Source organism: Pseudosulfitobacter koreensis, from assembly GCF_024733015.1.
GTDB classification, from domain to species: Bacteria; Pseudomonadota; Alphaproteobacteria; order Rhodobacterales; family Rhodobacteraceae; genus Pseudosulfitobacter; species Pseudosulfitobacter koreensis.
In genome coordinates, this window is record NZ_JANKJG010000014.1 from 60,275 (window position 1) to 72,307 (window position 12,033).

General features: G+C 65.5%; 12 protein-coding genes. 4 read left to right on the plus strand and 8 right to left on the minus strand.

From position 1 onward, the window contains the following. Positions 1–8 precede the first annotated feature (8 nt). From NTA49_RS15900 to NTA49_RS15925, 6 genes are all read right to left on the minus strand, one after another. A complete protein-coding gene (locus NTA49_RS15900; RefSeq protein ID WP_258295791.1) occupies positions 9–743 on the minus strand; it encodes a hypothetical protein in 735 nt (244 codons plus the stop codon). A gap of 122 nt (positions 744–865) precedes the next feature. Further along, positions 866–1,546: an ABC transporter ATP-binding protein gene (locus tag NTA49_RS15905; protein ID WP_258295792.1), complete on the minus strand. Its 681-nt coding sequence runs from the start codon at positions 1,544–1,546 to the stop codon at positions 866–868. Then, on the minus strand, positions 1,539–2,825 hold the full coding sequence (locus NTA49_RS15910) for a lipoprotein-releasing ABC transporter permease subunit (RefSeq protein WP_258295793.1): 1,287 nt from the start codon (positions 2,823–2,825) through the stop codon (positions 1,539–1,541). Before NTA49_RS15910 ends, NTA49_RS15905 begins: the two co-directional genes overlap by 8 nt. A gap of 50 nt (positions 2,826–2,875) precedes the next feature. After that, positions 2,876–3,364 (minus strand): DUF2937 family protein, encoded by a 489-nt coding sequence (locus NTA49_RS15915; RefSeq protein WP_261368361.1) that lies wholly within the window; start codon positions 3,362–3,364, stop codon positions 2,876–2,878. Positions 3,365–3,409: 45 nt separating this feature from the next. Next, positions 3,410–4,747, minus strand: a complete 1,338-nt coding sequence (proS, locus tag NTA49_RS15920) for a proline--tRNA ligase (protein WP_258295795.1) — start codon at positions 4,745–4,747, stop codon at positions 3,410–3,412. Between the two features lie 89 nt (positions 4,748–4,836). Continuing rightward, positions 4,837–6,075 (minus strand): sensor histidine kinase, encoded by a 1,239-nt coding sequence (locus tag NTA49_RS15925; RefSeq protein ID WP_258295796.1) that lies wholly within the window; start codon positions 6,073–6,075, stop codon positions 4,837–4,839. A gap of 195 nt (positions 6,076–6,270) precedes the next feature. Between NTA49_RS15925 and NTA49_RS15930 the strand changes: the two genes are divergently transcribed. Both NTA49_RS15930 and NTA49_RS15935 read left to right on the plus strand, forming a co-directional pair. Continuing rightward, positions 6,271–7,170, plus strand: coding sequence for an MBL fold metallo-hydrolase (locus tag NTA49_RS15930; RefSeq protein WP_258295797.1), 900 nt, complete (start codon positions 6,271–6,273; stop codon positions 7,168–7,170). Positions 7,171–7,180: 10 nt separating this feature from the next. Continuing rightward, positions 7,181–7,564 (plus strand): rhodanese-like domain-containing protein, encoded by a 384-nt coding sequence (locus NTA49_RS15935; protein ID WP_258295798.1) that lies wholly within the window; start codon positions 7,181–7,183, stop codon positions 7,562–7,564. 3 nt (positions 7,565–7,567) lie between these two features. Here NTA49_RS15935 and NTA49_RS15940 read toward each other — a convergent pair whose 3' ends face one another. Together NTA49_RS15940 and pepT are read right to left on the minus strand one after the other, a co-directional pair. After that, a complete protein-coding gene (locus NTA49_RS15940) occupies positions 7,568–8,215 on the minus strand; it encodes a DUF998 domain-containing protein (RefSeq protein ID WP_258295799.1) in 648 nt (215 codons plus the stop codon). A gap of 110 nt (positions 8,216–8,325) precedes the next feature. After that, a complete protein-coding gene (gene pepT, locus NTA49_RS15945; protein ID WP_258295800.1) occupies positions 8,326–9,582 on the minus strand; it encodes a peptidase T in 1,257 nt (418 codons plus the stop codon). 209 nt (positions 9,583–9,791) lie between these two features. Between pepT and NTA49_RS15950 the strand changes: the two genes are divergently transcribed. Together NTA49_RS15950 and NTA49_RS15955 are read left to right on the plus strand one after the other, a co-directional pair. Next, positions 9,792–10,337 (plus strand): YaeQ family protein, encoded by a 546-nt coding sequence (locus NTA49_RS15950; RefSeq protein ID WP_261368374.1) that lies wholly within the window; start codon positions 9,792–9,794, stop codon positions 10,335–10,337. Between the two features lie 75 nt (positions 10,338–10,412). Beyond that, entirely contained in the window at positions 10,413–11,774 is a 1,362-nt protein-coding gene (locus NTA49_RS15955) for an FAD-dependent oxidoreductase (protein WP_258295802.1), read from the plus strand. The last annotated feature ends 259 nt before the right edge of the window (positions 11,775–12,033 follow it).

A 12,033-nucleotide genomic window follows, 5' to 3' on the forward strand; every position in this document is an offset into this window, starting at 1 on the left:
CTCAGGGCTCAGGGCAGATCGGTGCCTTCGGGGACAAAGCAGATGTCGGCGTCGTCCAGCGGGGCTTTGACGCCTTGCAAGGTGATGGTGACACCGTTGGACAGCGTGATGCGCAGGCCCTGATCGGTGAGGGTCTGGTCCGCGACATGGAGCGCTTGCGGGGCGTCCGTCTCGATCAGGATGACGTCGGTGCCGGGGATGAAATCGGTCAGGGTGGTGTGATCGGCTGGGTTTGGGTCGGGGTGAGCGTCGGGCTGCGGGTCGGGCTGATGGTCGGCGCGGATGCCCATGTAGCTGTGCGCGTCGCCGTCGCCCGAGGTGTAGCTGCCGAAGTAGACGACCTCGTCTGAGGGCGGTGTTGCCGGGGGTGGTGTGACGAGGACGTGCGGGGGAGAGGGTTGCGTATCTGGCGACATATCAGGCTGCTGGTCTGGTTGCGCGTCTGGTTGCGGGTCCGGCGACATATCAGGTTGCACGTCTGGCTGCGCATCCCCCTGGGCGACGAAGCTGACCGCATCCGCGCCGATGCGGGCATAGACCCCTTCCAGCAGCACGCTGTCGCCGGTCGAAAAGGTGATGGTCAGCCCCGCCTTGGTGATCCGCTGCTGGATGATCGCGCCCGTGGTCCCGGCGGGTGCGGGGATCAGCAGCACGTCCTCGGCGGGGTCGAACCCCTTGATCGCGGTGGTATGTGCCGGGTGCCCGGTCTGCGCGGCACGCTCTCTTGATAGGTGATCCTTCATGCCGCCCTCTCCCGGTCCGACGCTGTCTGCTCGACGCTGTCTGCGCATGGCGGATCATAGCGCGAAACGGCCTGCGGCACACCATCGTCAGGTTGGAAACAGCGCGTTTCCAGATCCGCACTTCAGGTTGAAAGGCGGCCCGCATCCATCCGCAGCACGCGGTCCATGCGCGAAGCGAGTTCCAGGTTGTGCGTGGCGATCAGCGCCGCAAGGCCGGTGCCGCGCACCAGTTCCATCAGCGCGCCGAAGACCTGATCGGAGGTTTCGGGATCGAGATTGCCCGTGGGCTCGTCCGCGAGCAGCAGGCGCGGCTGGTTGGCCAGTGCGCGGCAAAAGGCGACGCGCTGCTGTTCGCCGCCCGACAGCGCCGCAGGGCGGTGATCGGCGCGCGGGGCGATACCGACGCGGGTGAGCAGATCGCGGGCACGCGCCTCGGCGGTGCCGCGCGCGATGCCTGCGGCCAGTTGCGGCAGAACGATGTTTTCCAGCGCCGAGAACTCGGGCAGCAGGTGGTGGAACTGGTAGATGAACCCGATGTCCGAGCGGCGCGCGGCGGTGCGTTTGCGGTCCGACAGGCCGGTCATGTCCTGCCCCCCAAGGCTGACGGTGCCCGCGTCGGGCACGTCGAGCAGGCCCGCGATGTGCAGCATCGTGGATTTGCCCGCACCCGAGGGTGCGACGAGCGCCACGACTTCGCCGGGGTGCAGGGTCAGATCGACGCCGCGCAGCACCTGCACCTCGCCGGGGAGGCCCTTGTTATAGGTCTTTTGCAGCCCTTGCAGGTGCAGCACGGGATCATTCATAACGCAGCGCCTCGACGGGGTTCATCCGCGCGGCACGGCGGGCGGGGAAGATGGTGACGATGAACGACAGGCCGAGCGACAGGCTGACCGCCTTGAGCACGTCGGACAGGTGCAATTCGGCGGGCAGCGCGTAGATGCCGCGAATGGAGGGGTCCCAGACGCCGCCGCCCATCACCACGTTCACGAAGGAAAAGATCGGGTCGATGTAGATGGCGAAGAGGCAGCCGATGATGACGCCGAGGCCCGTGCCGATCAGGCCGGTGAAGGCGCCGCAGATGAAGAAGATCCGCAGGATCGAGCCTTCGGAGAGGCCAATGGTGCGCAGGATGCCGATGTCGCGGCCCTTGTTCTTGACCAGCATTATCAGCCCCGAGACGATGTTCATCGCGGCGATCAGCACGAGGATCGACAGGATGATGAACATCACGTTGTCCTCGACTTCGAGCGCGCGCAGGAAGCCGCTGGAGCTTTCGCGCCATGTCCATGTCTGGGCGCGTTCGCCTGCGGCCATTTGCAAGCTTTGGGTCAGGGTGTCGACGGCATCGGGGTCTTCGACCATCACCTCGATCTCGGTGGCGACGCCTTCGCGGTTGAAAAAGCTCTGGGCTTCGGTCAGCGGCAGGTAGACGCGGGTGCGGTCGATGTCGTAGCGCCCCGCCGAGAAGATGTAGACCACCTCGTAGGCGTTGACGCGGGGGCTGGTGCCGAAGGCGGTCTTGACGCCGTTGGGCGAGATCAGCTTGATCCGGTCGCCGACGTCGGCGCCCAGCTCGCGTGCGACGCCCGAGCCGATGGCGATGCCTTGGGGGAAAGCGTCGATGTTGCCGAGGCTGGTGTCGGGGTCGGCGATGCGCGGCAGGCCCTTGAGGTCTTCGAGTGCGATGCCGAACACCTCGACGCCTGCATTGCTTTGGCGCAGGTTCGACATGACCTGACCGCGCACCAGAGGGGCCGCGCGGGTGACGCCGGGCACCGCCGCCAGACGCTGGGCCATTTCCGTGTAATCGGGGATGGTGCGGTCGATCTGCCCCGTTTCGGTGGTGACGCCAAGGTTGTAGACGGTGACGTGGGCGTTGGCCCCGAGGATGGTATCGACGAATTCGGCGCGAAAGCCCGAGCGGACGGCCAGCGTGGCGATCAGGGCAAAGACCGCAAGGGTGATCCCGATCAGGCTGATCCATGTCATCACCGACACGCCGCCCTCGGCGCGGCGGGCGCGCAGATAGCGCCAGGCGATCATCCATTCGAAGGCGGCAAAGGGGGCGGTGGAATTGGCCATTTCGGCTCCTGCGTGGGTGCGGCGCAACTTGGGTTGTTTGGGGTGCGGGGTCAAGCGGTGCGGCGGCGGCGGGTGGGCAGCAGCAGCCGCAATATGCCGATCACGAGCAGCATCGCGATGAAGCCCGTGGCGGCGAAGATGCCCCCCGCGAAGGTGAGCGGCATGGCGGGCTGATAGGCGGCCCATGCGGCGCGCGCGATTTGCGGGTCGCTCATGCGGGCGGCGTTGTAGGCGCGCATGAAGGGGCCTGCGGTGTCGAGCATGGCCAGATCCACGCGCAGTTTGTCGTAACGGGCGAAGGTGCGGGTCATGTCGATGCGGCGACGGTCGATGAAGGGGGTGCCCTGCATCTGTTCCAGCGCCTGCGCGCGGGTCAGCCCCTCGGCCTGGGCGGAGGCGTCGAAGTCGGCCACGACCTCGGCCAGTGCGTCGACGGCACCGCCCAGACGCTGGGCGTATTGCTGCGAAAACTCGGGGAATTGCGAGGTGGCGGCGCCTGCGGTCAGGGCCGCCGCCAGGGTGAGCGTGCGCACGATCATGGTCCGGCACCTGGGCTTTGGGTCAGGATCGTGCGGCGCATTGGCTTAGATACCAGCGTAGATCGCCGCGATGCGGTCGACTGCGGCCTCGGCGGTCATCTCTTCGCTCTCGCCGGTGCGGCGCGAGGTCAGCTCGACCACGCCGTTCTTCAGCCCGCGCGGGCCGACGGTGATGCGCCACGGCAGGCCGATCAGGTCCATCGCGGCGAATTTGCCGCCTGCCCGCTCGTCGCGGTCGTCATAGAGCGGATCGAGGCCTTTGGATTTCAGCGCCTTGTAGAGCGTTTCGCAGGCGCCGTCGGTCGCTTCGTCGCCCTGACGCAGGTTGACGATGCCTGCGTGGAACGGGGTCACGCCCTCGGGCCAGATGATGCCGTTGTCGTCGTGGTTCGCCTCGATGATGGCACCCAGCAGGCGGCTGACGCCGATGCCGTGGCTGCCCATGTGCACGGGCACCTGTTTGCCGTCAGGGCCCTGGACCACGGCGCCCAGCGCGTCGGAGTATTTGGTGCCGAAGTAGAAGATCTGCCCGACTTCGATGCCGCGCGCGACGCGGCGGCGGTCTTCGGGGACCTGTTCGAACAGGGCCGCGTCGTGGGTTTCGTCGGTGCGGGCGTATTTGGTGGTGAATTCTTCCATGATCGCGGCGCAGTCTTCGACGCTGTCATAGTCGATCTCGCGGTCGCCGAATTTGAGGTCGGTCACGGCGCTGTCATAGAAGACTTCGCTCTCGCCCGTCTCGGCCAGCACGAGGAATTCATGGGTGTCGTCGCCGCCGATGGGGCCGCTGTCGGCGCGCATCGGGATCGCCTGAAGGCCCATGCGTTCGTAGGTGCGCAGGTAGGTGACGAGATGGCGGTTGTAGGCGTGCAGCGCGTCTTCGCGGGTCAGATCGAAGTTGTAGCCGTCCTTCATCAGGAATTCGCGGCCGCGCATGACGCCGAAGCGCGGGCGGACTTCGTCGCGGAATTTCCACTGGATCTGGTACATCGTCAGCGGCAGGTCCTTGTAGCTGCTGACGTTGGCGCGGAAGATGTCGGTGATCAGTTCCTCGGCGGTGGGCGTGAACAGCATGTCGCGGTCGTGCCGGTCCTTGAAGCGCAGCATTTCAGCGCCGTAGGCGTCGTAGCGCCCGCTTTCGCGCCACAGGTCGGCGGATTGGATCGTGGGCATCAGCATCGGCATGTGACCGGCGCGGGCCTGTTCCTCGTGGACGATATCCTCGATCTTGCGCAGCACCTTGAAGCCCAGCGGGAGCCACGAATAGATGCCTGCGCTGGCTTGCTTGATCATGCCCGCACGCAGCATCAGCCGGTGGCTGACGATCTGCGCCTCGCTGGGTGTTTCCTTGAGAACGGGCAGAAAATAACGGCTCAGGCGCATCATGGCCTCCTTGGAACGGGGTTTCGGGCCTGATTAGGGCATCCAAGGCGGCGTCGCAATTGGGAAAGAGGGTCGTCGCGTGGCGCGGCTCAGGCGGGATAGCCCTGGCAGCGCCAGCTGGGCAGGCGCAGCTCGACGAAGGCGCGCGGGTCTTCCCTGCCGGTCAGCAGCGCGCCGCCGTGCAGTTGCGCGATCTTCTTGGCGAGCGGCAGGCCGAGGCCGAGACCGCCCGTGGTGCGGGTGTCCACGTCTTCGCCGATGGTGAAGGGCTGGTCGGCGCGTCTGAGCTGGTCCACGGGCAGGCCCTCGCCGTGGTCATAGACCGCGAGGCGCAGGGTGCCTGCATCGCCCATGCGGGCGGACACTTCGATGGCACCGCGCCCGTGCTTGACCGAATTGGTGATCAGGCAGCTGAGCGCCAGGATCAGCTGTTCGGCATCGGCATAGATGACGTCGATGTCTTCGTCGCAATGCACGTGGATCTCGCGGCCCACGGCGTTGGAAATCGGCGCGACCGGAGTGGCGGCGGAGTGCAGCAGATCGAGGCAGGAGATGCTGTCGTCGGCCAGGGTGCGTTCGCCGCTGTCGAGGTTGCTGTAGCGGATGATGTGTTCGATCAGCTGGTGCAGGTGGACGCCCGAGGCTTCGACGGCATTGACCATGCGTTGTTCGACCTTGCCCGTCACGCGGGTTTGCAGCAGGCGCGCATTGCCCAGCAGGATGGTCAGCGGTGTGCGGAGTTCGTGGCCAACGAGGGACAGGAATTCAAGCTGCGCCTCGGAGGCGATGCGGGTGCGTGCGCTGCGGTCGCCTGCCGTGCGCTGGGCATGCAGCATTTCGAGGTGGGCGGCGACATCGTCGGCAAGCGTGACCAGTTCGTTTATCGTGGCGTCCGATGGGGGGGCGTGCGGGGTGACGTCGACCGCGCAGAGGCTGCCGACGCGAAAGCCCGACGACAGCACGATGGGCGCGCCCGCGTAAAAGCGGATGTGCGGTTCGAGCGCGACGGCGGGGTGGGTTGCGAATTCCTTGTGCGCGCGCGCATCGGGCAGGATCAGCGGGACGTCGGAGAGGATCGTGCGCGAGCAGATCGAATAGTCGCGCGGCATCGCGTCGATATCGACGCCGACCTTGGCCAGAAACCACTGGTGATCGGATTCGACCACCGAGACCAGCGCCGTGGGGCTGTCGAACAGGCCGCGCACCCGCTCGACCACCTTTTGCAGGATCGGGTCGCGGTGCTTCTCGGCCCCGAGGACCTCGCGGACCTCTTTCAGCCGGGAATGTTCGTTCGGTCCGAACGGAAATCTGATTGATGCGTCGTTCATCGGCACCTCTTTTTGCGAGAACCGGAGGTTTCGCGGACGTGCGGGCGCTGCGGGCTCTCGAATTACGCTTTAACCTGCACAACGTCCGGGGGCGGGGTCGGGTTCCATCGAGGATGCGCAATTTAGCGCGAGGCGGGTGCACGGTCGGAACTTTTGATCGGCGTCCGATGTTGCGCTTCAAAGGAGGGCGGATCAGTGAAATTTTCACGCACGAGCGCGTCGCGCGGGGCAGGCTCTGCCGATGTGACCGGATTTTACGACGACGACACCGGCAGCATTCAGTACCTGGTGGCCGATCCGCAGACCCGAAAGGCTGCGCTGATCGACGTGGTGCTGGGGTTCGACCCGCAAAGTGCGTCGACCGATGCCAGCGGTGTCGACGCCATTCTGAATTATGCCCGAAACGAGGGGCTTGAGATCGAATGGATACTGGACACGCATCCGCATGCCGATCACCTGATGGCGTCGTCGCTGCTGAAGGACCGTCTGGGGAAGCCCAACGGGATCGGCGCGAAGGTGACCGAGATCGCGGAGTTGTGGCGTAACTATTACAACATGCCGGATGCCTTTGATCCGGCGGGCGATTTCGATCATCTGTTTCAGGACGGCGACAGGTTCAAGATCGGGGAGTTGCCGGTGCGGGTGATGCTGTCGCCGGGGCACACGCTGGGGTCGATCACCTATGTGGTGGGCGACGATGCCGCGTTCGTGCATGATACGTTCATGATGCCCGATGTGGGCACGTCGCGTTGCGATTTTCCGGGCGGCACGGCGGGGGAGCTTTACGACAGCCTGCAGGCCATTCTGGCGCTGCCCGACCGGACCCGGCTGTTCGTGGGCCATGATTACGGCACCGAGTACCGCACCGAGCCTGCGTGGGAGGCGACCGTGGCCGAGCAGAGCCGCCACAACCAGCATATCGGCGGCGGCAGGTCCAGGGAGGCCTATGTCAAGCAGCGCGAGGCGCGCGATGCGACGCTGCCCCTGCCCGACCGGATGCTGCATGTGTTGCAGATGAACCTGCGCGCGGGGCGGGTGCCCGCGCCCGAGGATGACGGCAATTCCTATCTGAAGATCCCGATGAACAGGTTTTAAGGAGAGAACGATGGATACCGAAGCCTTTGAGACAGGCGTGCTGGAACACTGGACACCGAAAGAGACCAAGAAGGCGCTGGAGCGGGGCGAGATCGTGCTGATCGACGTGCGCACGCCGCAGGAGTTCGCGCTGGAGCGGATCGACGGTGCGCTTTTGTCGCCGATGCATTCGCTGCGTCCCGCGCATATGCCGGGGCAGACCGACAAGCGGATCGTGTTTCACTGCGGGTCCGGCGTGCGGTCGGGCAAGGTGGCCGAGAAATGTCTGGCGGGCGGTTTCGGCCGCGTCGCGCACATGAAGGGCGGCTTTGCCGCGTGGAAGGATGCGGGGCTGGAGTATACCGGGACCGACATGGCGACGGGTGCGCCGAAGGTGATGCGCAAATCAGACTAGGTGTTACTGCCAGTCTTTCTGCATGTTGTGGCCGCGCCGGATGAAGAGCCAAGCCAGCGTGGTCACCGTCGCCATCGCGATCAGGCCGAGGTAGCGTTCATAGAGCCCGTCGATGTCGGTGGGCAGCATAAAGAAGATCGGGGCGGAGATCGCCCAGACGATGGAATAACCGACCAGCAGTTTCCCGTATATCGCGCCGCAGCGGCTTGCGCCCTCGGCCATGCACCAGGGCAGCAGGGCCATCAGCAGGCCCAGCGCGTAGACGAGATAGATGTGGATCACCACGCCTTCGTTGTCGTTGTCGCCGTATTCGTTGCGCGCGCCGACGAGGAACACGATCAGCCCGATGATCGCAAAGCCGACGATGCCAAAGCTCCAGCGCCAGTTGCCCAGGTGGACATGCGCCGACACCAGCGCGATGGAGATGAGCGAGGCCGAGAAGGCGTAGATGCCGATGTCGACGATGAATTCATAGCGTCCCGCACCCAGATCGCTGATGGTGTCGGCGATCCAGTCGTGGTTGGGCACGACAAAGTCTGCGATCAGGATCGTCGTGGCGAAGATCACGCAGCCAAGGATCGCGTACCAGGCGAAAAGGATGATGAGTTCGGGTCTTTCGCGGACTTTCGCCTCGCCGGTTTCGGGGGTCATGGATGTCTCCCTGTGTTGGACTTGCCCAACACGAGGTGATGGCAATCTGTTCCGCAATCTGGTCGGGCGAAGTGTTCGGATCGGGGGCGTGGGCCGCCCCCGACGCCGGTTCAGGCGGGTGCGTCCAGCTCTGCCACGCTGCTCGCGAGGTTCAGCGCCACCTGTGTCGCCTTGGCCATATCCTGCACCGAGACCCATTCGAGCGGCCCGTGCACGTTCTGCATGCCGCAGAAGATGTTGGGGCACGGCGTGCCGAATTCGGTCAACCGCGAGCCGTCGGTGCCGCCGCGGATCGCGCCCGAGACAGGCTCCATCCCTGCCTTGCGCACGGCGGCGAGGGCCATGTCCACCGGCGTCATGTCGTTTTCCAGCCAATAGCGCATGTTGCGGTACTGGTGGGTGATGTCGCAGTTGATCTGCGCGCGCGGCTCGGTCGCGGCGACGGTCTCGCAGACCTGGCGCAGCAGCGCGCCCTTGGCCTCCAGGCCCGCCATCTCGAAGTCGCGCAGGATGAAGTGCATCTCGACCTGCGCGGCGCTGCCGGTCATCGAGACGGCGTGGATGAACCCCTCGCGGCCTTCGGTGGTTTCGGGCGTCATGGTGACGTGGGGCAGCGTCATCAGCACCTTGGCACCGAGGTGCAGGGCATTGACCAGCTCGTCCTTGGCCCAGCCGGGGTGGATCGACACGCCGGTGATCGTGACCACGCCCGCGTCGGCGGAAAAGCTTTCGTATTCCACATCGCCCGGTGTCGAGCCGTCGAACGTATAGGCGAAGTCGGCGGCAAGGTCCGCAGGCAGGTTCGGCGTGACGCCGCGCCCGATTTCCTCGTCCGGGACAAAGGCGAGGCGGATGGTGCCGTGGGGGATGTCGGGGTTTTCGAGCAGGTGGCGCGCGGCGGTCATCACCACGGCGACGCCTGCCTTGTCATCGGCGCCCAGAAGCGTGGTGCCGCTGGCGGTGATGATATCCTCGCCGTGCTTTTGCGCCAGATAGGGGTAATCGTCGGGCGACAGGCGCAGGTCGGGCGCGTCGGCAAAGGTGATGTCGCCGCCGTTGTAGCCGCGGTGCACCACGGGTTTGACGCCCGATGCGTTGAACTGGGGGGCCGTGTCGACGTGCGCGAGCCAGCCCATGACGGGGGCGGAGATGCCTTGCGTCGCGGGGATGGTGGCGAGCACGACGCTGTCCTGGCTGAGCGTGACATCCTGCGCGCCCATCGCCTTGAGTTCGTCCATCAGCAGGCGCGACATGTCGAGCTGGATTTCGGTGCTGGGCACGGAAGGGCTGTGCCCGTCGCTCTGGCTGTCGATGGCGGCGTAGCGGACAAGGCGGTCTTCCAGTTCGGTGTCGAATTCGGTGCGCATGGCGGCTTTCCTGTCTGTCGAGGTGGTTTGCGCGCATCTGGGATCGGGGGGGACGGCGTGTCAAGTGGAGGTCAGGGTTTGGCCGGGCACTGAGGCCGCGCGATTGCCGTGGCCCTGCCCCCCCCGGCCGTCCACGGCGCTGCGTATCCGCTTTTCAAAGGGCGGCAGACAGAGTAGGCATGCCAATCCTTCAAGGGTTGGGACATATCATGGCGCAGAATGCCACCATCTACAAAGTTGAACTTTCTGTGTCGGACATGGATCGGCACTATTACGAGACCCACAAGCTGACCGTGGCCAAGCACCCGTCGGAGACGGATGAACGTCTGATGGTGCGCCTGGTCGCCTTTGCGCTGAACGCGCACGAGCATCTGGAACTGACCAAGGGCCTGTCGACGGACGACGAGCCGGACATCTGGCAAAAAAGCCTGAGCGGCGAGCTGGATGTCTGGGTGGCGCTGGGACTGCCCAGCGAGAAGGTGATGCGCCAATCCTGCGGCAAGGCCGGACAGGTGATCGTCTATTCCTATGGCGGCAGGACCGCCGAGGTCTGGTGGGACAAGATCAGGAACAGCACCACCCGGTTCGGGAACCTTGAGGTGGTCAACTTTTCCGAGGCGGATACTGACGCGCTGGCAAAGCTGGCAAGCCGCGCGATGAAGCTTCAGGTCAATATTCAGGACGGCGAAGTGATGGTCAGCGTCGATGAGAGCGTCGTCTATCTGAACCCCGAGACGTGGAAGGCTGCGGCGTAGCTGCCGCGCAGCACAGCCCTTTCCACACCCCCTGCCCCCGTGCCATGTAACAGCTCTGTAACAGGAGCCTGCCCCATGACCACGATCCTTGAACCTGCCCGCGAAACGCCCGTGATCCATGACACCGAGGTGCTGGTCGTGGGATCGGGCCCCGGCGGGCTGGCGGCGGCGATTGCGGCGGCGCGGGCGGGGGCGCGGGTGGCGCTGCTGGACCGGTTCGGGTGCTTTGGCGGCAACATCACCGCAGTCGGCGTCGAGGGCTTTGCCTGGTATCGCCACGAGGCGACGGTCGAGGCCGGGGGCCTTGGCACCGAGTTCGAGGAGCGCGCCAAGGCCATGGGGGCGGCCACGCCCGAAAGCCAGTCGCTGAGCTATGAGCTGGACAGCGAGGGGTTCAAGCTGGTGGCCGACCGGATGGTGCAGGAGGCCGGGATCACGCCGATGCTGCACCGCCAGTTTGTCGCGCCGATCATGGAAGGCGACCGGATCACCGGCGTGATCGTGGAATCGAAAGCGGGCCGCGAGGCGATCACCGCGCGGGTGGTCATCGACGGCACCGGCGACGCCGACGTGGCGCACCGGGCGGGCGCGGCCACGGTGAAAACGCCGGTCGAGGAGATGCAGGCGGCCAGCGTGATGTTCCACATCGCGGGCGTCGACAAGACGGCGTTCCTGGCGGGGGTCAAGGCCGATCCGCAGACCTACAAGGACTGGTCGACCGGCGAATGGGTGGTCGAGACGGACGGCAAGGAAGACGACATGTATTCGCCGTTCCTGGGCAAGCCGTTCGAGCGGGCCATCAAGGAGGGGCTGATCCCTGCGCATCTCAACACCATCGGCGGCACCTGGGGGGCGGTGCACGACAGCGGCGAGATGACCTATATGAACCTGGTGCATCTGGCGGGCTGTGACGGGACCGACCCCGACAGCATGACCCGCTTCGAGATGGAGGGCCGCACGCAGGCGATGGTGGCGATTGACGTGCTGCGCGCCTATACGCCCGGCTGCGACGCCGCGCGGCTGCGCAATTTCGGCATGACCATCGGCATCCGCGACACCCGCAAGATCGACGCGGTCTATAACATGACCGAGGACGACGTGCGCCACGAGGCGCGCTTTGACGACAGTATCGGGATATACCCCGAGTTCATCGACGGCTACGGCGTGCTGATCCTGCCGACGACGGGACGGTACATGCACATCCCCTATCGCTGCATGTTGCCCAAGGGCGTGCGGGGCCTGCTGGTGACGGGCCGTGCCATCGGCGGCGACAGGATCGCCCATGCCGCCACGCGCAACATGGCGTGCTGCGCCGTTGCGGGGCAAGGCGCGGGGGTTGCGGCGGCACAGGCCGTGGCGCGCGGCGTGGCGCTGGACGCGGTGGACATCGCGGCGGTGCAGCAGGTGCTGCGGGCGCAAGGCGTGCGGGTGCATTGAGGGGGGTTGCGCGCGACCGCCGGGGGTTTTTGAGCAGGGTTCTTGAGCAGGGCTGTTGCAAGCTCCAAGCGACGCCTGTTGCGCATGTGCCGAACGGGGGTTTCTGGTCCATGATTGAAGGTCCGGTGTGCGGGACAAAGTGAGCTTTCGCTGCGGATGCGCCAATGGCTGCTTACCAAAGGCCGACTTCTAAGTCAGATTACCAGGGGCATCTGCAATCAAGCGATGAAGCAGGCTGGAAAGCTGCTCCAAATCTCCC